We start from the raw sequence: 22,462 nt of genomic DNA, 5'->3' as shown, positions 1-22,462 counted from the left end.
TTTAAGTTCTGTAAAACATCGGTCTAGTGAATGAATAGCGTGTATCATTAGATCGATTTTTTGTTTTTAAAAATAGCGCAATAACCCTTTTATTAAAGGGAACTAAACCACCATTAAACTAGAAAAATGTGCGTATTAAATTTTTATATTATAAGTAACATAAAAACCTTCAAAATCAAGAGAATGGATTTTGAAGGTTCTATTATAGGGCTGAGTTAATTTGGTCATTTTGCGTGACCTTTATTTTTTAAATTTCTGTAACTTCAACGTCAATTTTTTCAATGCGATTTGCGGCACCGTGATCAACTGGGCCTACAAAGTCATTCATTTTCCATCCATTTTTAATCGCTGAAGCAACAAACGCTTTTGCATTAATAACAGCTTCTTTTGGTGTTAAGCCGTTTGCCAAATTTGCTGTCGTTGCAGCAGCGAATGTACACCCTGCACCATGATTATAACTTTGTTGGAACATATCTGTCGTTAATTGATAGTATGTTTGACCATCATAATACAAATCGTATGACTTATCTTGATCCAGTGCTTTACCACCTTTAATGACTACATGTTGCGCACCTTGATTATGAATGATTTGAGCCGCTTTTTTCATATCTTCTATAGATTTTAATGTCCCCAACCCTGACAATTGACCTGCTTCAAACAAGTTGGGCGTCACAACAGTTGCTTTTGGTAGTAAATATTCAATCATTGCATCAGTATTTCCCGGGTTTAATACTTCGTCTTCCCCTTTACATACCATAACAGGGTCTACAACAAAATGCTTTGCGCCAGACTCTGTAAAAGCTTCCCCGGCACGTTTGATAACTTCTTGTGTTCCAAGCATACCTGTTTTAACGGCATCTGGGCCAATACTAATGACCGTTTCAAGTTGTTTATTAAACACATCGAATGGAATTGGCGTCACATCGTGTGACCATGTGTTTTTATCCATAGTGACAATTGCAGCAAGTGCAACCATGCCATAAGTGTCATGCTCTTGAAATGTTTTTAAATCAGCTTGCATGCCAGCCCCAGCACTTGTGTCAGAACCTGCAATGGTTAATACTTTTTTTAATGCCATTATTTATACACTCCTCGAATTCAATTGTTAATTATTATCATATCACGCACGGCTTTAAGTGGAAATATATTCGTTTTAACGCGGGCGAGTTTTTCATTGAATTGTGTTAAAATGTGAACTGAGGTGAAGGTTATGGAATGGTCCACCATTTTTCATGAAATAAAATCAAAACATGATTTTAAAGCGATGCATGATTTTTTAGAAAAAGAGTATACGACTGAAATTGTTTATCCAGAACGTAAAAATATATACCAAGCGTTTGATTTAACACCATTTGACAATGTCAAAGTTGTGATTTTAGGTCAAGATCCTTATCACGGTCCGAACCAAGCACATGGTCTTGCTTTTTCAGTCCAACCCAATGCGAAATTTCCACCTTCGTTACGTAATATGTATAAAGAGTTAGAGGCTGACATTGGCTGTCATCGTACGTCGCCACACTTGCAAGATTGGGCGCGAGAGGGTGTTCTGTTATTAAATACTGTGCTTACAGTGCGCCATGGAGAAGCGCACTCTCATCGAGATATTGGTTGGGAAACGTTTACCAATGAAATCATTCAAGCTATCTCAGACAATCGTGAAGGTGTTGTATTTATTTTATGGGGAAAACCTGCACAACAAAAAGAACGCCTCATTGATACGTCAAAACATTTTATTATAAAATCACCCCATCCGAGCCCATTGTCGGCACATCGTGGTTTTTTTGGTTCAAAACCGTATTCACAAGCAAATGCTTATTTAGAACAACAAGGCAAAGCACCAATACATTGGTGTGAGAGAGGAGGAGACGCATGAATAAAGAAAAAATGATTGAACTCATTGAAGCTGAATTAATAAAGGCAGAGGCCTCCCAAACTAATAGTGAATTTGAAAAACATATGTATGCCATTCATACGCTTACATCATTATATTCACATTCCGATTCACAATCTTCTGCACCATCCTTACAGCGCAAGCAAGGGAAGCAAGTTACCGTTTCACACGCTTCATCCTCTGCACAGACGGTAACAGATGAAGAAATTCGTTTAATGGGTGGTAAAGTGCCATCACAAGCGTCACATGCATCACATACGCCTTCGAATCCTCGAATGATCACAGATGATGCCTTAGGAAATGGAGAATCACTTTTTGACTTTTAATAAATGATAGGAGCGAAACTTATGAAAGTATTTATAATTTTAGGCGCATTAAATGCACTGTTCGCTGTTGGCACAGGTGCATTCGGCGCACATGCTTTAGAAGGAAAATTATCAGAACACTATATGTCTGTTTGGGAAAAAGCGACGATGTACCAAATGTACCATGCATTAGGATTAGTTCTGATTGGTATTGTTGGTGGCGCATTTGACGTGAATGTAGGATGGGCAGGTTGGCTCATGTTTTTAGGTATTTTATTCTTTAGTGGGTCTTTATACATTTTGTCACTGACAGGAGTAAGTGTTTTAGGTGCAATTACACCAATTGGTGGCGTGTTATTTGTCGTGAGCTGGCTTATGCTTGCGATTGCAGCATTTAAAATTTAATTATTAAACACACATTTGAAGCTTTGCTTAGGCAAAATATTGTTTAAATGTGTGTTTTTAATTTGTTTAAGAAAATGATTGTTAATTTTTTAGTCATCGGTATAATGTAACAAGGGGTGAATAGTATATGCAAAATAAACACAATCAAATAGATCGTGGCGATTTACAAGCGAATTTATCAGAGAAGTTTGTATGGGCAATTGCGTATGGCTCTTGTATTGGATGGGGGTCCTTTATATTACCTGGTGACTGGATTGCACAATCAGGTCCTATTGCCGCATCAATTGGAATATTAATCGGTGCGTTGCTCATGATCATTATCGCCGTAAGTTACGGTGCTTTAGTTGAACGATTCCCAGTATCTGGCGGAGGTTTTGCGTTTAGTTATTTAGGATTCGGACGTTATGTTAGCTTTTTTTCATCTTGGTTTTTAACATTTGGATATATTTGCGTAGTGGCATTAAATGCTACAGCGTTTAGTTTATTAATTAAATTTTTACTTCCTGACTTTTTAGAGGTTGGAAAATTATATACGATTGCTGGCTGGGATGTTTATATCACAGAAATTATTATTGCTACAGTCTTATTACTCGTATTTATGTTCATTGCGATTAAAGGTGCGAGTGTCTCAGGTTCATTACAGTATTATTTTTGTGTAGCGATGGTGACAGTGGTCGTATTACTTTTTATAAGCTCATTTTTTGGGTCGAATTTTTCATTTAACAACTTGCAACCGTTAAATGGACCGCAGTATGGTTGGTTTCAAGCCATTATTATGATTGTCGCTGTTGCGCCGTGGGCCTATGTTGGATTTGATAACATTCCTCAAACGGCAGAAGAGTTTAATTTCTCACCCAATAAAACATTTAAATTAATCGTATATAGCTTAATCGCTGCTGGATTAACATACACAATGATGATTTTATACACTGGGTGGTTAAGTGGTGCAAGTCAAGACTTATGGTTAACAGGTTCAGTTACGCGTGAAGCGTTTGGAACGATTGGTTTGGGTGTGTTAGCCATTGCCATAATAATGGGAATATTCACAGGTTTAAATGGCTTCTTACTTAGCTCAAGTCGTTTATTGTTTTCAATGGGACGCTCAGGGATTATGCCAACCGTTTTCAGTAAACTACACCCAAAATATAAAACACCTTATGTGGCGATTATCTTTTTAGTTTCATTGACATTAATTGCACCTTGGCTCGGACGTACTGCACTCACTTGGATTGTGGATATGTCATCTACAGGGGTTTCGGTCGCGTATTTTGTGACCTGTCTAGCAGCGGCCAAGTTATTCAGTTATGACAAATCGAGTCCGTCTTATGGGCCCGTCTATAAAACATTTGCGATTGTAGGTTCGGTGATTGCATTTGTATTCTTATTCTTATTGCTGTTCCCATGGTCACCAGCATCATTATCAGGGCCATCGTATATTGCATTAGCAGGATGGACAGTATTAGGATTCATTTTCTTCATCATACGTTATCCTAAATTACGTCGCATCGATAAAGAAGAACTTTCAAAATTGATTTTAGATGCAAATAACAAAGATATCGTAAAAATGATTGAGAAATAGCAATACCTCGCTTTTCTAAAAACTTTACCACAAAATATATTTTCGTTTTTCGTTAATAAATGAATCGAATTTATATGTTTTAAATCCATAATTTTTATTACACTTTGATGATTAAATTTATTTAAAATGATATGCGCCCTATAAAGTAGACGCTTTAATAGTGAACACTTTATAGGGATTTTTTGTATGTGGAAAAGTAAAAACACTGGAAGGGTTAAAAGAGTTGAGAAATATGATTTTTTCTGAATTTTTACATTGTTTTGCAAATTTTAGAATGATATGTTTTAATTAAAAGTAATTTTATATAAAAAAGGGTGGTCTCAGATGCATTATTTTAGGTTGCCAATAGACACACGTTTTAGTTTAGTGAAATTAGATATGTCGCGAGCCTATGAAGTATTTGAAGTTGTAAAGCAAGAGCGTGAACATTTACGCGAGTTTCTAGATTGGATTGATTACGTTCAATCAATAGAAGATGAAGTGAAATTTTTAAAAGAAGCGCTGCGATTAGAAGCGGAGAATCAATCACGTCTATATTTTATTTATGAAGAGAATCAACTTGTAGGTGCGGTCGATTTACATAAAATAGACACGATAAACAACCAAGGTGAAGTAGGGTATTGGTTGAGTCAGCATGTGACAGGTCAAGGTGTGATGACTAAAGCGGTCAAGTTATTATGTGATATCGCTTTTAACGAATTAATGTTAAATCGCCTCGAAATTCGTGCACAAAAGGAGAATATAGCGAGTCAACGTGTCGCAGAAAAAGCAGGATTTCGATTTATGGGTGAAGCGCGGGAGTCGCTTTACCGAAACAACACCTATGTGACGATGTATCATTATGAGTTGCTTAAACGTCACTTTTCAAACACATAAAAATGGGATATTTTAAGCCAATTAAGTAAAATGTTCATAAAAAATTAATAAATATTCAATATTTCTATCCCAAAAATTCAGAAAACATGGTACATTAGATTTAAGCAAAAGATATGCACAGTCACGACATATCATTTTGTGTTTTTCATTTTCAAAAAAGTTCTCCAATAAAAAGGCCTGCTCATTAAGATAGCGTAGCGACTGTCTTAAGTGAGTCAGGCCTATTAACATGCTTATCTTTAAAGTGCAGTGGGCGTTTGCATGTCATCAAAATATGACTGCTAGGCTAACGATTAACTTTAATAATGTTATTGAATAATATTTGCGCCATTGCTTCACTGTCTTCTTTACATCCTCCTGAAAGCCACGAATAGATAATTGCGAGTTGTCCTCCAATGGTATAGTCGATAAAGTACTTTGAATCTTTTAATGGCGGTAGCACTTCTAAAATAGAGGAGTAACCTTCTTTAGTAAATTGAATATAATCGCGTACGAGGCGATACTGTGACTGTGTCAAAACAAGACTTATGAAATATTTTTTAAAACGTTGCATATACGTAAATAACACGCGGAAAACTTGAATAAGTCGTTGTTTTGCAACGTCCAAAGGGTACGTTTCTATGAGGTTCTTCGTATAGAGCATAAGCTTATGGTATCTTTTCATATGGTATGCTTGAATCGTATCCATTAATTGATATTTATCTTCAAAGTGTGCATAAAATGTCGAGCGATGGACCCTACTTTCAGCACAAATTTGTTTGATTGTTATATATTCAAATTTTTCAACCTCTAACAATGACACCATTGCCTTAATAATGGCAAGCCTTGCATTTCCTCTATTCATGTCTATCACCCAACGCTATTATAATATATTTTCAAATCCGACACATTTAAAAAGATTGTCTGTATAAATCACTAGATAATTGGTTATATAATACAGATTGTTAATTTTAACTGGAGGAGAGTTTATTGTATGAAAAAAATTATTTTGATTAATATTGCAACGATACTGTTGTTAGTCGTGATAGGTGTAGTTGCATTTTATTTCTATAATCAATCTGCAAATTATATAAACACAGATAACGCTAAAGTAGATAGTAAGCAAATGAAACTTGCAAGCCCAATTTCAGGAGAAATTTCAAAATTAAACGTTCAAGAGGGTGACAAGGTGAAAGAAGGGGACACGGTAGCTGAAATCTGTGGCCAAGGTCAAGATGGGCAACCTCAAACTATGGAAGTGAAAATGCCTAAAGATGGGACGATTGCCAAATTAGATGGACAAGAAAAAGGAATAGCACAAGCAGGTCAACCTATGGCATATGCCTATAATATGGATGCGCTCTATATTACTGCCAACATTGATGAAACGGACATTAAAGGCTTGAGTGAAGGTCAAACGGTGGATGTCTCTATCGATGGTCAAGATTCGGAAATTAAAGGTCATGTTGATCATATTGGTAATGCGACTGCGGCGAGCTTTTCATTAATGCCTTCATCTAACAGTGATGGTAACTATACTAAAGTCAGTCAAGTTGTTCCTGTAAAAATTAAATTAGATAGTCAGCCTTCTAAGGGGATTGTGCCAGGAATGAACGCGGAAGTGCGTATTCATAAAAATTAATAATAGGGAGGACAAAAGATGTTCATTACGTTATATGTCGTTGTTGCCCTTATTGTGATTGTTTGTATGAATATGGTAATAATCAAGCGAAATAAGCGTTTATCCAGATTGCAAACATCTGAAAAAATAAATCAAAAAGAAGCATCACAATCTAAAGCAGGGAAGTCTTCCTCTGCTTATCAATTTCAAATCGACGAAAAAAATGAATCCCAGAAGCCGGTTAATGAAACGGCGCAACATGCCACTCAAGATTATGTGTTTAAAAAGGGGATTACACGTAATAAAATATTAGTAGCAATGGTGTTCGGCATGTTCATTACCATTTTAAATCAAACATTACTTAATACGGCATTACCTGTTATAAATACCGACTTTAATATCTCGGCTTCAACAGGACAATGGTTAATGACAGGGTTTATGTTAGTTAATGGTATTTTAATACCAGTTAGTGCGTATTTGTTTCATAAATTTTCTTATCGCAGCCTATTTCTAGTAGCGATGGTCGTGTTCACATTAGGTTCATTTGTATGCGCAATTGCGTGGAGTTTTCCAGTGATGATGACAGGGCGTGTACTTCAAGCGATTGGTGCAGGCGTATTAATGCCATTAGGAACAAATGTGTTTATGACGATATTTCCGCCTCAAAAACGTGGGATGGCCATGGGAATTTTGGGTGTAGCGATGATATTAGCACCAGCAATCGGACCGACTTTGTCAGGTTATATTGTTGAAAATTTCGATTGGCATGTCATGTTTTATGGCATGTTTGCAGTAGGTTTCTTATCTTTTATGCTCTCTTATATTTGGTTTGGTATATACCAAAAAACAACACATCCAAAGGCGGATATCCCAGGAATTATATTCAGTACACTTGGTTTCGGTGCTTTATTATACGGCTTTAGTGAAGCCGGCAATAAAGGTTGGGGTTCTCCGGAAATCATTGCCATGTTTCTGATTGGAAGTACGTTTACAATCGCGTTTGTTATACGTGAGATGACTATGAAAGCACCTATGCTTGATTTTGGTGTATTAAAGTACTCGGGATATACATTAACAGCACTTATAAATATGATTGTAACAATGAGTTTGTTTGGGGGTATGATTTTATTACCACTTTACCTTCAAAGTTTAAGGGGTTTCTCAGCATTAGATTCAGGGCTATTATTATTACCAGGAGCAATTATCATGGGCTTTATGGGTCCAATCGCGGGTAAATTACTTGATACTATTGGTATTAAACCATTGGCCATTATTGGTTTGGCGATTACAACGTATGGTACATGGGAATTAACGCAGTTAACCATGAAAACACCTTATTCGTCTATATTAATGATTTATATGATTCGCTCTTTTGGCATGAGTTTTGTGATGATGCCAATTATGACAGCAGGTATGAACGCATTACCAGCAAGGTTAATTTCTCATGGTAATGCATTAATTAACACAATGCGTCAACTTGCAGGATCTATCGGTACTGCAATATTAGTGACTGTGATGACGCAACAAACAGAATCACACCTCGCTTCATTTCAACAAGATTTAGACCAGACTAAGCCTTTTATAAAGGACCAAGTCGGTATGATGGCGCAACAAATGGGTGGAAAAGAACAGGCTTTAGGAAGTGTTATTAAATTTGTGAATCAGCTGGCTTCTGTTGATGGGGTTAATAGCGCTTTTTGGGTAGCAACGGCACTAAGCTTTCTTGCATTTGTTTTGAGTTTCTTTTTAAAAGGAAAATCACACTACATTTCGCATGAATAAGCAGAATATAAAATAGGAAAGTAAAATTTCATAAAAGTCGGGGCTAGGACATAGCTCCCCTGTTAATCAAAAAACCAACAAAGTGCTTCGTACATGAACTTTGTTGGTTATATTTATATATTTAGGCTTTATGCGCGGGGAAGGATGGTAAATCAAAATTGAAATGATTTATGTCCGAGTCTCTTTAGATTCACTTAAGCATTCGTTCATTTTAGCGTTGCGTTCAAGCATGCGATGGTAGTAATATTCATAACGTTCCCATTCTTCTGGCGTAATAGGGTCTGTAGTGAGTGTGCCACCCAGATTTTTTAGCGCATATAGCAACTTAAACATTACGTCTTGAACTTGAATGTCAGATTGAAAGAGTTCTTGTAATGACGCCATATGATGTGGATAAATGTCAGGATAGGTGAATTTTGTTTTTTTACCTTTTAATGCATGAGCGTAAAAATCTTTCATTAATTGTGCACGTTCACTGCCTGACCCCTCGACACATAAATAGATTTGTACAGCAATCCCACCACGTACCCGACGTTGTGATATACCTGCAAATTTTTGATGATTGATACTTAAATCAAATTTTCCTGGACAATAGGAATGTGTAATTTCAAAGGTGTCAATATCAACATTTTCATCTTCAAACATTTTGCTTATGAGCAAATACATCACAGTAAACGCTTCGTCAATACGCGTTTCGGTTTTTCCTTTAAACATTAAAGAAATGTTTAAAATCCCTTGATCTAAGACGACGCCTAATCCACCTGAATTTCGAACGATAGCGTTATAGCCCTTTACATCCGTCAAAAATTGAATGCCATCCTTTAAGTGAGGTAGACGTGAATCATGTATTCCTAATATAACGGTGTGTTGATGTATCCAAGTTCGAACGACATTAGGGGACGTATCTTTGCCTACACTCTCACAAAACGTATCGTCAAAAGCAAAGGATTGCATGGGCGCTAAGCCTGTCGCATGATCTACATAGCGCCAAGTCATATCCTTGAAGTATTTAGATGTTAAGTCCATTATTGTAAACTTTGAGCGGCTGTGATGATAGATAAGTTGTAGACATCTTCACTTGAACAACCACGTGATAAATCATTTACTGGTGAATTTAAACCTTGTAATACAGGACCAACTGCATCAAAACCGCCTAATCGTTGTGCAATTTTGTAGCCAATATTACCTGCCTCTAGGCTAGGGAAAATGAATACATTCGCATCACCTTGAATTTTAGCGCCAGGTGCTTTTTTCTTCGCTACCTCTGGAACAATGGCTGCATCAAATTGGAATTCGCCGTCAATGACAACGTTAGTTAAACCTTCTGATTCCACTTTCTCTTGTGCCAATTTAACCGCTTCAGCCACTTTTTCAGTATCGTCAGATTTAGCAGAGCCTTTTGTTGAAAAGCTTAACATCGCAACACGAGGATCCATGCCAAAACTTTGTGCAGATTTTGCGCTTTCAACTGCGATTTCGGCTAAATCTGAAGCCCCTAATTCAGGGTTGATTGCACAATCACCGAAAATATATTGTTGATCCTCTTTGATCATAAAGAAGATTCCTGATGTTTTAGATACACCTGGTTTTGTTTTAATAATTTGTAATGCAGGACGTACAGTGTCTGCTGTAGAGTGTGCAGCACCACTAACTAAACCATCAGCTTTACCAGCATACACAAGCATTGTGCCGAAGTAGTTCACGTTATTTAATAATTCTTGTGCTTGTTCTTCTGTCGCTTTACCTTTACGACGTTCAACAAATTTTGCAACTAAGTCTGATTTTAAGTCGCTTTCGTCTGGTTGAATGAATTCTAAACCATCGATAGAAAGACCTTTGTCTTTAGCGAGCGCTTCAATATTCGCCTTATTACCTAAAACGATAGGTGTCACGTAATCTGATTTTTGCAATTCAACTGCTGCAGATAAGACGCGCTCATCTTCACCTTCTGGTAATACGATACGAACATTTTGTCCTGATAATTTTTCTTTTAAAACATCTAATAAACTAGACATATTTGTCCTCCTCTACTTTCCTATCAACATATAATGCCATTGTAATTATACGATAATTTTGGTGCGTTTTCCAAGGGGGGCGTTTTAAATCCCACGCATGCATTGATTTACAATTAAGCAGAAAAAGGGTGGGCATATCATACTTTTAGGTTAGCCCAAACAATGTGACATTTTTGAAAATTGATGCGCCCTTTTGCCAATATACTTATTTTGTTCATAAAATGTTACTAATCGTAACGTTCGGTCTTCTTAAAGGAGTATGATAAAATTTAATGAGTTAGAGATTAAATCAAAGGAGTGTGCATAAATGAGTCACGCAGCAGAGACTTTAGACGGATGGTACAGCTTACATTTATTTTACGCAGTAGACTGGGCTTCTTGGCGCTTGGTACCAGAAGAAGAACGACACAATATGATTACAGAATTTGAACATAAATTAAATGAATTAAAAAGCGTAAAAGAACACGGTCAAGGTGATCACGTCATGTATAATGTGACGGGGCAAAAAGCAGACATCTTCTTATGGTTTTTACGTCCTGAAATGAAAGATTTAACGGAAATTGAAAATGAATTAAACAAATTATCTATTTCTGATCACCTCATTCCTACATATTCATATGTATCAGTTATTGAGTTGAGTAATTACCTTGCTGGAAAATCAGAAGAAGATCCGTATGAAAACCCACATATTAAAGCGCGTCTTTATCCAGAACTCCCTACGACAGAATATATATGTTTTTATCCGATGAATAAACGTCGTAACGAAACGTATAATTGGTACATGTTATCGATGGAGGAACGTCAAAAATTAATGTACAATCACGGCATGATAGGTCGTAAGTATGCAGGTAAAATTAAACAGTTTATTACAGGGTCTGTAGGATTTGATGATTTTGAATGGGGTGTGACACTCTTTGCGGACGATGTGCTCCAATTCAAAAAAATTGTTTATGAAATGCGCTTTGATGAAACAACTGCAAGATACGGAGAATTTGGCAGTTTCTTTATAGGTAATCGATTAGATACGACAGGATTAACGACATTTTTCGAGATTTAATGGAAGATATACACACGTATAACTTTGCGTTTCACTTAATTAAAGGAGCCATCAATGTTCATTTGTATATGAATGTTGGTGGCTCCTTGTATACTTGATTCACTCTAAGAGACGATTAAGAGGTCATTGTGCATATATGTTTCATTAGCGTCAATATAGATAATGGTTTCGTCGAGAGTGATGTGGTGCTAAAAAGGGACGCTAAAAAGAATCAAAAATTGAACCATCTGGCGTGTCTATGCTCCTTGTGCAATTAAAAGGGAGTGTCGAATGATACCTTCATAACAAATATGATTTTATACCAATTTCATACGACGTTTCGTGTTATAGTGGAATCGTTAAGATTTCATAAGGAGGCAAAGGAATGCATTCGGAAAAACATACTTTGAAACCAACGATTGGTTTATTTACAGCTGTGACAATCATCGTAGGGACAATCATTGGATCGGGCGTTTTTGTTAAGCCGAGTTCCGTTTTAGCATACGCTGGAACGAGTAATATGGCATTGTGGGCCTGGATTATAGGCGGTGTATTAACACTTGCTTCAGGGTTAACGATTGCTGAAGTAGGTGCACAAATTACACGTACTGGCGGATTATATGCTTATATAAAAGATATTTATGGGTCATTTTGGGGGTTTTTAACAGGCTATACGTTAACGGTGTTATATGGACCCGCCATTATCGTATCGTTGATTTTATTTCTTGGCATATTAATTACTAATTTTTTCGTATTATCACAATTTTGGATTATTCCAATTGGTGCTGGGATTTTTCTTTTTCTACTGGTTACCAATATGATAGGTACCTATTATGCGAACGCAGTTCAAAATATGACAACCTTAGCAAAGTTAATACCAATTATCGCGATTGTTACTTTCGGATTGATTTATGGTCAATCAGGGATTTTTGGTCAAAATGTGACGGAACTCATTTTAAATAAAGATGGTACAGTAAATTTTGGGCGTGCTGTATTGGCAACCCTTTTTGCTTATGATGGGTGGATTTTGTTGACGACGATGTCAGGAGAAATGAAAAACCCTCAAAAACATTTACCATTAGCCATGTTCATTGGTATTTTGATAGTCACATTGGTTTATGTGCTCATCAATGTGGCGGTATTTAAAATACTACCAGCTGCCGACATTTTAAATTTTGGAAATAATGTAAGTGCTGAAGCAGCAATAGTGCTTTTTGGGGGCATCGGCGCTAAAATTGTCAATATTGGGTTAATTGTCTCAATTATAGGAACGTTAAATGGGAAAGTGATGACTTTTCCACGTATACCGTTTGCTATGGCTCAAGATGGCTTACTTCCTGGTTCAAAAGGTATTAGATATATTAGTCCACGGTTTGAAACACCTATCGGTGCACACGCAGTAATGTCGATATTGACGTTTATTATTTTAACGTTAAGTATCATATTTCCATCGGTTTTTGATGCCGATTATCTATCTGAAATAACGATTTTTATCATTTATTTCTTTTATATGGCTGCATTTATCGGATTGTTTATTTTAAGACGTCAAAATAAAGGAAAGCCACGTGCGTTTTCCGTTCCGTTTTACCCAGTGTTGCCGATATTAGCACTTTTTGGCGGTTTGTTTATTATTATTAATACTTTGATTTCAGACCCACTCGGAGCTGGTATTGCAGTAATGGGGCTATTAATGGGTATTCCGCTATATTGGTATACAGTTAGAAATAAGATGAAACAATTATAGAGAAAGAAGGTGACAACGTGTCGCATACATTACCAACAGATAGAGACGTTGCCAATATCATTATTCTTGCTGGGCGCATTTTACTTGAAGCGGGCGCTGAAGCGAAACGTATTGAGGATACGATGGTGCGCATTGCGGCAAGTTATGGTTTTCATGAAGTTCAAGGCTATGCTTTAAATATTTTTATCAATTTTTCGTTGTCACCTGATCATGAATCGCGCATGGTCAAAATCAATAAAAATGATACAAACTTACGTAAAATTTATTTCGTTAATCAAGTATCTCGCCAAATCGCAAGACATGAATTAACGTATGCGGAAGCGTACCAAGCGTTAAAAGATATTGACAAAAATACAAAGCGTTATCATCTTTGGCATAAAATGTTGTTTGCAGGCATGATTTCAATGAGCTTTTTATATTTGTTAGGTGGCGGATGGTTGGAATTGTTTCCTGCGGCACTTGCGGGTGCATGTGGCTTTTTAGTAACGGAGTTTATGAAAGGGAAACAGTTAACACTCTTTATTCCTGATATGATTGGCTCATTGGTTATTGGACTCATTGCTCTTTCATTAAATATGTGGCTTCAAAGTCCAGATTTAGGTGCCATTATTACTGCAGCAGTTATGCCGATAGTACCAGGAGTGTTGATTACAACAGCTATACAAGATTTATTTGAACGTCATATGTTAATGTTTACCGCAAAGTTTTTAGAAGCCATTGTAACTTCATTTGGTATTGGTGCAGGTATTACAACGGCATTTTTGTTAATAGGAGGTTAAGTGATGATTTTAGTTTTTATGTTTATATTTAGCTTTTTAACTGCCTTCTGTTTTGCTTTTGTATATGATGCACCGAAACGGCTCTTTATCCCTGCAGGTTTATGTGGCGGATGTGGATACATTATTTATCATGTCGCTACCGTTATTTTGAATGTGGACAGTATTTACGCTAGTTTATTAGGAAGTTTTACATTAGGGATTTTAAGTCACATTATGGCACGTGTAATGAAATCCCCAGTCATTATCTTTATGGTACCTGGTATTATCCCATTAGTCCCAGGGAGTATATTTTTTAAAGCCGCTCAAAAATTATTAACCTTAGATTTTAATGAGGCAAACGTCATTTTTATACGCGCAACGCTTATTGCCGGGGCGATTGCCGTAGGTCTATTATTTTCTGACCAATTTGCGAAGTCTTTTATACGTAAACCTGTTCAAATTATTAAACCCAAACGGAAACATATTGAATAAATTTTAAGCTAGAGGGATGCTACTCAAAATGGAGTGGTTACGCTTCTAGCTTTTTTTATTCGATTTACTTATTAAAATTAATTTGTAATTTCTAACATATATGACACGTTGCTTTTGGAAAAGTATATATTATTTCCCGATTAAATATGCTATTATATTTAAAATATCGTATTTGGTAGCGTTACCAAATGGGGTGTGTAAAGGGGGAAGGGTGTTTTGATTCAAAATCAGTCTCGATTATTAACCTATTTTTCAAGAAAACAGCCAGATCATAAACCATCATATTCGATGGCACAATGGATTGGCCTTATATTAGGTCCACTATTATTTATCGTGACATTATTGTTTTTAAAACCGGAAGATTTATCATATCAAGGTGTGTATGTTTTAGCGATTACGGCATGGATTGCTGTTTGGTGGATTACTGAAGCCATCCCAATTCCTGCGACTAGTTTGTTGCCACTTATTTTATTACCGCTCGGGAAAGTGATGGACAGTGCGACGGTTTCTGCACAATATGGTAATGATATTATTTACTTATTTTTAGGTGGCTTTATTTTAGCAGTAGCAATGGAACGATGGGATTTACATACACGTATTGCATTAACAATTATTAATCGTATTGGCACGAGTACAGGTAGAATTTTACTTGGTTTTATGGTTGCGACAGGTGGTTTATCCATGTTCGTATCAAATACTGCGGCTGTCATGATTATGATTCCAATCGGGCTTGCAATTGTAAAAGAAGTCCATGAATTAAAGACAGACGAAACGAATGATCAAAGTATTTCTAAATTCGAGCGTTCGTTAATCTTAGGTATCGGGTATGCCGGGACGATTGGTGGACTCGGTACGTTAATAGGGACGCCACCACTTATTATTTTAAAAGGTCAGTATGCGTCCCACTTTGGTGAAGAATTAAGCTTTGCCCGTTGGATGATGATTGGTGTGCCTGCTGTCATTTTACTACTATTTTTGGCGTGGTTATATTTTAAATTTATTGCGTTTAAACATGATATGAAGACATTACCTGGGGGCAAACAAGTAATAGAAGATAAATTAGCCACACTTGGAAAAGTGAAATATGAAGAAAAAGTCGTCTTTACGGTCTTTTTACTTGCAAGTTTTCTGTGGGTCTCACGTGAGTTTTTACTTGCGAAATGGGCTCCTACTGCTTTTGTTGCAGATGGCACAATTGCCATGTTTGTATCTGTGTTGCTTTTCTTAATTCCAGCAAGACATCAACATCGCCGTATAATTGACTGGACGATTGCTAAAGATTTACCGTGGGGCGTATTAATTTTATTTGGAGGCGGTTTAGCGCTTGCAAAAGGTATTCAAGATAGTGGTTTGGCGAAATGGTTAGGTGAACAATTGACGTTACTTAATGGCGTAAGCCCAATTATCATCGTTATCGTGATTACAGTATTTATATTATTCTTAACAGAAATTACTTCAAATACGGCGACTGCAACGATGATATTGCCAATTCTTGCAACACTATCAGTTGCCATTCATGTGCATCCTTTATTGTTAATGGTTCCTGCAGCTATGGCAGCCAACTGTGCTTACATGTTACCAGTAGGTACACCGCCTAATGCAATTGTCTTTGGTACAGGAAAAATAGAAATAAAAGAAATGGCAATGAAAGGATTTGTAATGAATATGCTCAGTATCATTGTCATCATTGTCATCGTCTATTTCCTAGTACCACCGATTTTAGGTATCGACATTACACAAAGTTTACCGATAAAAAATTAAAATGTTTAAATAAGTCATAATTTATTTGCCAACACCTTGAAAAAATAACAAAAAAGAGTAAAATAAGTAGAGTTATCATTAAAGGAAAGGTGTGGCGTAGTTGAAAAATAAATTCATGGTCTGTGATGATTGCCAAGCAGTGAATTTAAAAAGTGTCATGAATAAATTGAAAAAAATTGATCCTGACGCTGAAATTGAAATTGGCTGTCAATCATATTGCGGGCCAGGTCGACGTAAAACTTTCGCCTTTGTTAATAATCGTCCCCTTGCTGCACTCACAGAAGAAGAACTGATGGAAAAAGTGGTGAAACAATTAGAAAAACCACGTGATCCAGAAGAAGAGGAACGTTTACGTAAACGTAACGAAGAACGTAAACGACGCAAGGAAGAGCAAGATCGTAAATTGAAAGAGAAACTTGCAAAACGTAAACAACAGAGCTAATACAGTTTTGTTTCAATCGAATAGATGTAAGCCAATTAAAAGGATGGGACCTGTTGAGAAGGACCCATCTTTTTTGATTTTGAAGATGGGCAAAGGTGACATGAAACTCAGGACGTGAAGGGTTTATCTTAAATAAGATCGATGCATCCATTGAGTGATGAATCGAAATGTATCCTAGACATGTTATGCTTAAACTCCTGTGGAAAGGGAATAGGTTTTACAAACAAAATCTGTTTATGTTTGTAGGTGTTAAAGATGATTACAGTATTATTTGGTGGAAGTAGAAAAAGTGGCAACACAGCAACATTAACTGAAAAGATTTTAGAAGGACAAGACTATCGATGGATTGATTTAACGCAATTATCCTTAAAACCAGTTAGAGATGTACGCCATCATGATGGCCAAATTTTAGAATATAATGATGATTATCAGCAAGTGATTGATCAAGTTTTGGAAAGTGATGAAGTGATTTTTGCCTCACCGGTGTATTGGTATAGTATTAGCGCAACGTTAAAATCATTTATTGACCATTGGTCTGAAACGCTACAAGACCCACGTTATCAAGATTTTAAAGCAAAAATGCAACACATAAATTTTCGACTCGTATTGGTAGGCGGAGATAGTCCTAGAATCAAAGCCCTTCCTTGCGTGCAACAGATCGAATACAGTTTACAGTTTTTAGGCGCACATCTTGCAAGTTATTTGATAGGTTACGCCGAAAAACCAGGGGATATCGAGCACGACCAGTATGCGATGAAAGAAGCAGAAAGATGGAATAGTAATTATCTTGCTACGGCAGATTAAACGCGCAATTCTAAGCGTGGAAGGTACGTCAAATAAGGTATCTTATGCTATAATATAATATATTCAATTCGATTAATGCGTATTGTATGAGTAGTTTTTTACCCTACATTGCGCATTGATTTTTATTTAAGGGAGCGGTTTAGGAATGTACGAAGTGAGAATTGCTACTCCAAAGGATGTTATTGGCATTCGAGATGTTGCAACAAAAGCATGGTATAACACATATTTAGACATTTATGCAGCTTCAACGGTTAATGCGTTATTAGATGCTTCATATAATGAAAGTCATTTATTAAAACGATTAGACGACCAACTTTTTTTAGTTGCAATTGAAAATGAAGAAGTCGTTGGATTTGCCAACTTTATTAGAGGGACTGAGTTATATTTATCTGCACATTATGTGCGTCCTCACTCACAACATAAAGGGTTCGGACGCTTATTATTGGAAAAAGGTATTGCGCATTTCAAAGGTCAATATGATGCGGTGTATTTAGAAGTAGATACACAAAATGAACGCGCGGTCACTTTTTATGAAAAAGAAGGGTTTGAAACGATACGTACATATGATAGAGATATGTATGAGGAAACAATGCACTTGGCGTTAATGAAAAAAACACTCACTCCATGATGGGTTAAGGAGGGATCTCGCTTGTCAGAGATACCGTATGTCAACCGTAAATTGTCAGAAGAAAAAGTATTTAAAGATCCGATACATCGCTATATACATGTAAAAGACCAATTGATATGGGATTTAATTAAAACGAAAGAATTTCAAAGGTTACGCCGTATTAAACAACTAGGAACGTTAAATTTAGCCTTTCATACAGCAGAACATAGTCGTTTTGGACATTCTCTTGGTGTGTATGAAATTGTTCGTCGCATGATTGATGAGTCTTTTAGTGGTCGTGATGCATGGCATGATGAAGACCGTCCATTAGCCATGTGTGCCGCGTTACTTCATGACTTAGGACATGGTCCGTTTTCGCATTGCTTTGAAAAAATTTTTAACACCGATCATGAAAAGTTTACACAAGCAATCATTACTGGTCATACGGAAGTCAACGACGTGTTGCGCCGCGTAAGCCCTGATTTTCCACAAGCCGTTGCTGAAGTAATTAATAAAACACATCATAATAAGTTAGTGATATCAATGATTTCCTCACAAATTGATGCGGATCGTATGGATTATTTACAGCGTGATGCTTATTTTACAGGCGTCTCTTATGGCATGTTTGATATGGAGCGTATTTTACGTTTAATGCGTCCATCTGAAAATGAAGTGTTAATTAAAGAAAGCGGAATGCATGCGGTTGAGAATTTTATTATGAGTCGTTATCAAATGTATTGGCAAATATACTTTCATGCGGTAAGTCGTGGCGGAGAAGTACTACTCAACAATTGTTTTAAACGTGCAAAACACTTATATGAAACAGGTTATCATTTTGATACCGTTCCCTTAGATTTTATTCCATTTTTTGAGGAGCGGGTCACGATTGAAGAATATATCAAGCTTGATGAAACAGATGTTACCTATTATTTGAAAAGCTGGATTAAAGAATCAGACCCTATTTTAAGTGACTTAGCACGGCGTTTTATCAATCGCGATTTATTCAAATTCATCCCATTCGATGGTTCTATCATTACGATTTCAGAGTTGCAGGAGCTCTTTGAAAAGGGCGGGATTGATCCTGACTATTATTTCGTAAGTGATTCGTTTTCAGATTTACCTTATGATTATGATCGTCCAGGCTCTAATCGACAACCCATACATTTATTACAGCCGAATGGTGGCATCCGCGAAATTAGTAGTCAATCTTTAATTATTTCAAGTATTACAGGGATTAAGCGAGAAGATTATAAATTGTTTTATCCTAAAGAACTCGTTTTAAAAATTGAAAATCTGGAGATTAAAGGGGCCATCATTAACTTATTAAATGAATTGAACTCATAATGGTCTTGAATCCGAGGTTTCCATGATTATTTCGATAGATGTAACAATTTAATTTTATGCTACAGGAGGTATGAACGTGGCAGAACAAAAAGGCTTTAAGTTTAATATTATTAAAAAAGACCCTTTAGATGGTCATAAAGGGACAAATATTGGATCTATTAGTTTAGACAATGTGGCTCCCGTATTTATCGATATTGATGCACAAGATGCGTTTATTGATATAGGTGCTATGCATGCACGTGCGGATGTTGAACGTGGCGTTAAATGGATTACAGATAAAGATATTGTAAATGTCGAAGGTGCGAAAGCATACTGGTTATGTTGGGTCACGACAGAGCGTGGCGAACAAGGACCGTATTATGCTGGGTTAACAGCAGCTTATTTACTTGTGAATAAATCGATTAAACGTGGCTATAAAAGTATGCCGGAACACGTCAATATGATGGATAAGTCGATGAAACATAAGGTGATTATCGATCACATTGGTGAAGATAATAAGAACGTATTAAAAAGATTTTTAGAGTCACATAATCCAGAAATGTGGCGAAACTCTAGTGAGACACTAAAACAAGCATTATTATAAACAACTATAAAAGGTTGAGATTTAGCAATATCTTTAAACCAACATAGCCAACAAAATTCATATAAATATGAACGTTGTTGGCTATTCATATTAGACTTAAATAATATGAGAACGAACGTGAAGTGGAGCAATTTATGGTTATACAAAATTTCAAATATGTATGACTGTTTGCTCCTTTTTTATCACTATGCCATTATGTTATAATAATGAGTATTATTTATAGAGATAAGGTGAAGCGAATTGGAACAAAATGTGAGGATTGAAACACTCCAAATTGTGAAACAAGGTGATCATAAAGAAAAATTTGCCAACCAACTTGAAGGAACACTCACTAAAAAAAATGCGACATTTATCCGTTATAATGAACAAGTTGATCAAGTAAATGTGAATGTAACTGTGAAAATTGCACCAGATGCTATCAAAATTATTCGCAAAGGCGATATAAATATGACATTACATTTCCAAGAAGGCCAACCGACGAAAACGTTCTACCATATTCCAGAAGGCAAAATGTTGTTAATGGTAAATACTTTAAGTATTATTCATTTTGTGGATGAAGCTGGCGGAAAGCTAAAAGTTCATTATGAGTTGTATCAAGACGATGACAAAATGGGAACATATCAATACGAAATTAAATATAAGGAGATAAAAGATGAACTTAATTGATCAAGTCAAACAGACATTAGTTGAAGAAATTAAAACAAGCATTCAACAAGCAGGTATTACTAATGATGTGCCTGCGATTAAAATCGAAATTCCTAAAGATGAAAAAAATGGTGACTATTCAACAAATATTGCTATGGTCTTAACGAAAATTGCTAAACGTAATCCGAGAGAAATCGCATCTTTAATTGTTGAACATCTGGATACAACTAAAGCGCGTGTAAAATCCATTGATATCGCTGGCCCTGGATTTATTAATTTTTATTTAGATTCAAGTTATTTATATGATGTGATTGATCAAGCAATTGAAAAAAATGATGCATTTGGTCATGTTGATACACCTAAAAATGAAAAAGTTCTTGTTGAGTATGTCTCAGCGAACCCAACTGGAGATTTACATATCGGTCACGCGCGTAATGCAGCTGTAGGTGATACGCTATGTAATATTTTAAAAGCAGCGGGTTATGACGTGACACGTGAATATTATATTAATGATGCTGGGAATCAAATTACGAATTTAGCAAAATCCATTGAAGCGCGTTTCCTTCAAAGTTTAGGAGAAACTGTGGACATGCCACAAGATGGTTATCACGGTGAAGATATTAAAAAGATTGGTGAAGATTTAGCGGCTAAGCAACCTGAATTGAAATCTTTAGATAGTGACACACGTATTAAACAATTTAGACAATTAGGTGTGGACTATGAAATGAAAAAATTAAAAAAAGACCTTTCTGATTTCAATATTCATTTCGATAATTGGTTTAGTGAAACGACGTTATATGAAAAAGGGGACATCAAAGCGGTTTTAGAAAAAATAACTGACCTTGGCTACATTTATGAAAAAGATGGCGCAACGTGGTTACGTACGACGGATTTTAATGATGATAAAGACCGTGTATTAATTAAACAAGATGGCACATATACGTACTTCTTACCAGATATTGCGTATCATTATGATAAAATCCAACGTGGAAATGATAAGCTAATCAACTTATTCGGTGCTGACCATCATGGGTATATTCATCGTTTAAAAGCCGCAATGGAGACGTTTGGTGTGAATCAAGAACGACTTGAAATTCAAATTATGCAAATGGTGCGTTTAATGCAAAATGGGGAAGAAGTCAAAATGAGCAAGCGTACTGGTAATGCAATTACATTGCGTGAAATCATGGACGAAGTAGGCATTGATGCGGCGCGTTACTTCTTATCTATGCGTAGTCCTGATACGCATTTCGATTTTGATATGGAGCTTGCAAAACAGCAATCTCAAGACAATCCGGTGTATTATGCGCAATACGCTCATGCGCGTATTTGTTCAATTTTAAGACAAGCAGATGAAAAAGGCTATCATGCTGAACGTGGCATGGATTACACGACAATTACGAATGATAAAGCAATCGAACTTCTTAAAAAAATTGCGGAGTTTGAATCTATGATTGAAGGGGCTGCTGAAGCACGCGCAACGCAACGTGTAACAAATTATATTCAAGATTTATCTGCACACTTCCATAGATTCTATAATGCTGAAAAAGTATTAACAGATGATGAAAGTAAAACAAAAGCCCATTTAGCATTAATTACAGCGACCCGTATTACATTGCGTAATGCATTGACGTTAGTAGGTGTAAGTGCGCCAGAGCGCATGTAATTTAAATAAGCAATGTTTAAAAATGATGTACGTTTATGTGCATCATTTTTTTTATAAGTATTTTTAAAAATTATAGTGGTAACTGAAGCGTGATTTGATATAATTTGTGAATAATCATATGAGGAGT

At 36.2% G+C, this 22,462-nt stretch carries 23 protein-coding genes; 19 read left to right on the top strand and 4 right to left on the bottom strand.

Going from position 1 to position 22,462, the window contains the following annotated elements; genetic code table 11:
- Window positions 1–247: 247 nt before the first annotated feature.
- The gene (gene thiD, locus SHYC_RS10500; RefSeq protein WP_039646982.1) at window positions 248–1,078 is read right to left on the bottom strand and encodes a bifunctional hydroxymethylpyrimidine kinase/phosphomethylpyrimidine kinase; all 831 of its coding nucleotides are present in this window, start codon (window positions 1,076–1,078) and stop codon (window positions 248–250) included.
- A gap of 132 nt (window positions 1,079–1,210) precedes the next feature.
- Between thiD and SHYC_RS10495 the strand changes: the two genes are divergently transcribed.
- The 5 genes from SHYC_RS10495 to SHYC_RS10475 all read left to right on the top strand — a co-directional run bounded on the left by SHYC_RS10495 (window position 1,211) and on the right by SHYC_RS10475 (window position 5,056).
- A complete protein-coding gene (locus SHYC_RS10495; protein ID WP_039646980.1) occupies window positions 1,211–1,873 on the top strand; it encodes a uracil-DNA glycosylase in 663 nt (220 codons plus the stop codon).
- Window positions 1,870–2,217, top strand: a complete 348-nt coding sequence (locus tag SHYC_RS10490) for a DUF5327 family protein (RefSeq protein ID WP_039646978.1) — start codon at window positions 1,870–1,872, stop codon at window positions 2,215–2,217. Before SHYC_RS10495 ends, SHYC_RS10490 begins: the two co-directional genes overlap by 4 nt.
- Window positions 2,218–2,238: 21 nt before the next feature.
- On the top strand, window positions 2,239–2,601 hold the full coding sequence (locus tag SHYC_RS10485) for a DUF423 domain-containing protein (protein WP_037566351.1): 363 nt from the start codon (window positions 2,239–2,241) through the stop codon (window positions 2,599–2,601).
- Between the two features lie 127 nt (window positions 2,602–2,728).
- Window positions 2,729–4,180, top strand: coding sequence for an APC family permease (locus SHYC_RS10480; RefSeq protein WP_039646975.1), 1,452 nt, complete (start codon window positions 2,729–2,731; stop codon window positions 4,178–4,180).
- Between the two features lie 324 nt (window positions 4,181–4,504).
- Window positions 4,505–5,056, top strand: a complete 552-nt coding sequence (locus SHYC_RS10475; protein WP_039646973.1) for a GNAT family N-acetyltransferase — start codon at window positions 4,505–4,507, stop codon at window positions 5,054–5,056.
- Between the two features lie 286 nt (window positions 5,057–5,342).
- Here the strand turns inward: SHYC_RS10475 and SHYC_RS10470 are convergent, their stop codons facing one another.
- Entirely contained in the window at window positions 5,343–5,900 is a 558-nt protein-coding gene (locus SHYC_RS10470; RefSeq protein ID WP_039646972.1) for a TetR/AcrR family transcriptional regulator, read from the bottom strand.
- 129 nt (window positions 5,901–6,029) lie between these two features.
- On the opposite strand from SHYC_RS10470, the gene SHYC_RS10465 reads away from it, so the two are divergent.
- Window positions 6,030–6,677, top strand: coding sequence for an HlyD family secretion protein (locus SHYC_RS10465; protein WP_039646969.1), 648 nt, complete (start codon window positions 6,030–6,032; stop codon window positions 6,675–6,677).
- A gap of 18 nt (window positions 6,678–6,695) precedes the next feature.
- Complete coding sequence (locus SHYC_RS10460; RefSeq protein WP_039646966.1) at window positions 6,696–8,438, top strand: DHA2 family efflux MFS transporter permease subunit; 1,743 nt, start codon at window positions 6,696–6,698, stop codon at window positions 8,436–8,438.
- A gap of 168 nt (window positions 8,439–8,606) precedes the next feature.
- Here SHYC_RS10460 and SHYC_RS10455 read toward each other — a convergent pair whose 3' ends face one another.
- Both SHYC_RS10455 and pta read right to left on the bottom strand, forming a co-directional pair.
- Window positions 8,607–9,464 (bottom strand): lipoate--protein ligase family protein, encoded by an 858-nt coding sequence (locus SHYC_RS10455; protein WP_039646964.1) that lies wholly within the window; start codon window positions 9,462–9,464, stop codon window positions 8,607–8,609.
- On the bottom strand, window positions 9,464–10,453 hold the full coding sequence (gene pta / locus SHYC_RS10450) for a phosphate acetyltransferase (RefSeq protein WP_039646963.1): 990 nt from the start codon (window positions 10,451–10,453) through the stop codon (window positions 9,464–9,466). The genes SHYC_RS10455 and pta overlap by 1 nt, the downstream gene beginning before the upstream one ends.
- A 307-nt stretch (window positions 10,454–10,760) precedes the next feature.
- Here pta and hemQ point away from each other — a divergent pair, with 307 nt between their 5' ends.
- From hemQ to argS, 12 genes are all read left to right on the top strand, one after another.
- Window positions 10,761–11,510 carry a hydrogen peroxide-dependent heme synthase gene (gene hemQ / locus SHYC_RS10445; RefSeq protein ID WP_039646961.1) on the top strand — a complete coding sequence of 250 codons (750 nt, stop codon included), beginning with the start codon at window positions 10,761–10,763 and terminating at the stop codon, window positions 11,508–11,510.
- Between the two features lie 364 nt (window positions 11,511–11,874).
- Window positions 11,875–13,233 carry an APC family permease gene (locus SHYC_RS10440; RefSeq protein WP_039646959.1) on the top strand — a complete coding sequence of 453 codons (1,359 nt, stop codon included), beginning with the start codon at window positions 11,875–11,877 and terminating at the stop codon, window positions 13,231–13,233.
- Window positions 13,234–13,250: 17 nt separating this feature from the next.
- Window positions 13,251–14,012 carry a threonine/serine exporter family protein gene (locus SHYC_RS10435; protein ID WP_231912776.1) on the top strand — a complete coding sequence of 254 codons (762 nt, stop codon included), beginning with the start codon at window positions 13,251–13,253 and terminating at the stop codon, window positions 14,010–14,012.
- 3 nt (window positions 14,013–14,015) lie between these two features.
- A complete protein-coding gene (locus tag SHYC_RS10430; RefSeq protein ID WP_039646957.1) occupies window positions 14,016–14,483 on the top strand; it encodes a threonine/serine exporter family protein in 468 nt (155 codons plus the stop codon).
- A 216-nt stretch (window positions 14,484–14,699) separates the two neighbouring features.
- A complete protein-coding gene (locus SHYC_RS10425) occupies window positions 14,700–16,244 on the top strand; it encodes an SLC13 family permease (RefSeq protein ID WP_039646954.1) in 1,545 nt (514 codons plus the stop codon).
- A gap of 100 nt (window positions 16,245–16,344) precedes the next feature.
- Window positions 16,345–16,686, top strand: coding sequence for a YuzB family protein (locus SHYC_RS10420; RefSeq protein ID WP_039646952.1), 342 nt, complete (start codon window positions 16,345–16,347; stop codon window positions 16,684–16,686).
- Window positions 16,687–16,941: 255 nt separating this feature from the next.
- Window positions 16,942–17,490, top strand: a complete 549-nt coding sequence (locus tag SHYC_RS10415; RefSeq protein WP_039646950.1) for a flavodoxin family protein — start codon at window positions 16,942–16,944, stop codon at window positions 17,488–17,490.
- 145 nt (window positions 17,491–17,635) lie between these two features.
- A complete protein-coding gene (locus SHYC_RS10410) occupies window positions 17,636–18,118 on the top strand; it encodes a GNAT family N-acetyltransferase (RefSeq protein WP_039646948.1) in 483 nt (160 codons plus the stop codon).
- A gap of 21 nt (window positions 18,119–18,139) precedes the next feature.
- Entirely contained in the window at window positions 18,140–19,441 is a 1,302-nt protein-coding gene (locus tag SHYC_RS10405) for an HD domain-containing protein (RefSeq protein WP_039646946.1), read from the top strand.
- Window positions 19,442–19,517: 76 nt separating this feature from the next.
- Window positions 19,518–20,024: a YwhD family protein gene (locus tag SHYC_RS10400; RefSeq protein WP_039646944.1), complete on the top strand. Its 507-nt coding sequence runs from the start codon at window positions 19,518–19,520 to the stop codon at window positions 20,022–20,024.
- Between the two features lie 240 nt (window positions 20,025–20,264).
- Window positions 20,265–20,690, top strand: coding sequence for a YwiB family protein (locus SHYC_RS10395; protein ID WP_039646942.1), 426 nt, complete (start codon window positions 20,265–20,267; stop codon window positions 20,688–20,690).
- Window positions 20,677–22,335 (top strand): arginine--tRNA ligase, encoded by a 1,659-nt coding sequence (gene argS / locus SHYC_RS10390; protein ID WP_039646940.1) that lies wholly within the window; start codon window positions 20,677–20,679, stop codon window positions 22,333–22,335. Before SHYC_RS10395 ends, argS begins: the two co-directional genes overlap by 14 nt.
- Window positions 22,336–22,462 lie beyond the last annotated feature (127 nt).

The sequence above is a fragment of the Staphylococcus hyicus genome (assembly GCF_000816085.1).
GTDB lineage: Bacteria > Bacillota > Bacilli > Staphylococcales > Staphylococcaceae > Staphylococcus > Staphylococcus hyicus.
This window is presented reverse-complemented; position numbering and strand designations above follow the sequence as displayed.

Excerpts from the sequence above, each read along its gene's own strand:
- thiD (WP_039646982.1), bottom strand. The coding sequence starts at position 1,078 with ATGGCATTAAAAAAAGTATTAACCATTGCAGGTTCTGACACAAGTGCT.
- SHYC_RS10495 (WP_039646980.1), top strand. The coding sequence starts at position 1,211 with ATGGAATGGTCCACCATTTTTCATGAAATAAAATCAAAACATGATTTT.
- SHYC_RS10490 (WP_039646978.1), top strand. The coding sequence starts at position 1,870 with ATGAATAAAGAAAAAATGATTGAACTCATTGAAGCTGAATTAATAAAG.
- SHYC_RS10485 (WP_037566351.1), top strand. The coding sequence starts at position 2,239 with ATGAAAGTATTTATAATTTTAGGCGCATTAAATGCACTGTTCGCTGTT.
- SHYC_RS10480 (WP_039646975.1), top strand. The coding sequence starts at position 2,729 with ATGCAAAATAAACACAATCAAATAGATCGTGGCGATTTACAAGCGAAT.
- SHYC_RS10475 (WP_039646973.1), top strand. The coding sequence starts at position 4,505 with ATGCATTATTTTAGGTTGCCAATAGACACACGTTTTAGTTTAGTGAAA.
- SHYC_RS10470 (WP_039646972.1), bottom strand. The coding sequence starts at position 5,900 with ATGAATAGAGGAAATGCAAGGCTTGCCATTATTAAGGCAATGGTGTCA.
- SHYC_RS10465 (WP_039646969.1), top strand. The coding sequence starts at position 6,030 with ATGAAAAAAATTATTTTGATTAATATTGCAACGATACTGTTGTTAGTC.
- SHYC_RS10460 (WP_039646966.1), top strand. The coding sequence starts at position 6,696 with ATGTTCATTACGTTATATGTCGTTGTTGCCCTTATTGTGATTGTTTGT.
- SHYC_RS10455 (WP_039646964.1), bottom strand. The coding sequence starts at position 9,464 with ATGGACTTAACATCTAAATACTTCAAGGATATGACTTGGCGCTATGTA.
- pta (WP_039646963.1), bottom strand. The coding sequence starts at position 10,453 with ATGTCTAGTTTATTAGATGTTTTAAAAGAAAAATTATCAGGACAAAAT.
- hemQ (WP_039646961.1), top strand. The coding sequence starts at position 10,761 with ATGAGTCACGCAGCAGAGACTTTAGACGGATGGTACAGCTTACATTTA.
- SHYC_RS10440 (WP_039646959.1), top strand. The coding sequence starts at position 11,875 with ATGCATTCGGAAAAACATACTTTGAAACCAACGATTGGTTTATTTACA.
- SHYC_RS10430 (WP_039646957.1), top strand. The coding sequence starts at position 14,016 with ATGATTTTAGTTTTTATGTTTATATTTAGCTTTTTAACTGCCTTCTGT.
- SHYC_RS10415 (WP_039646950.1), top strand. The coding sequence starts at position 16,942 with ATGATTACAGTATTATTTGGTGGAAGTAGAAAAAGTGGCAACACAGCA.
- SHYC_RS10410 (WP_039646948.1), top strand. The coding sequence starts at position 17,636 with ATGTACGAAGTGAGAATTGCTACTCCAAAGGATGTTATTGGCATTCGA.
- argS (WP_039646940.1), top strand. The coding sequence starts at position 20,677 with ATGAACTTAATTGATCAAGTCAAACAGACATTAGTTGAAGAAATTAAA.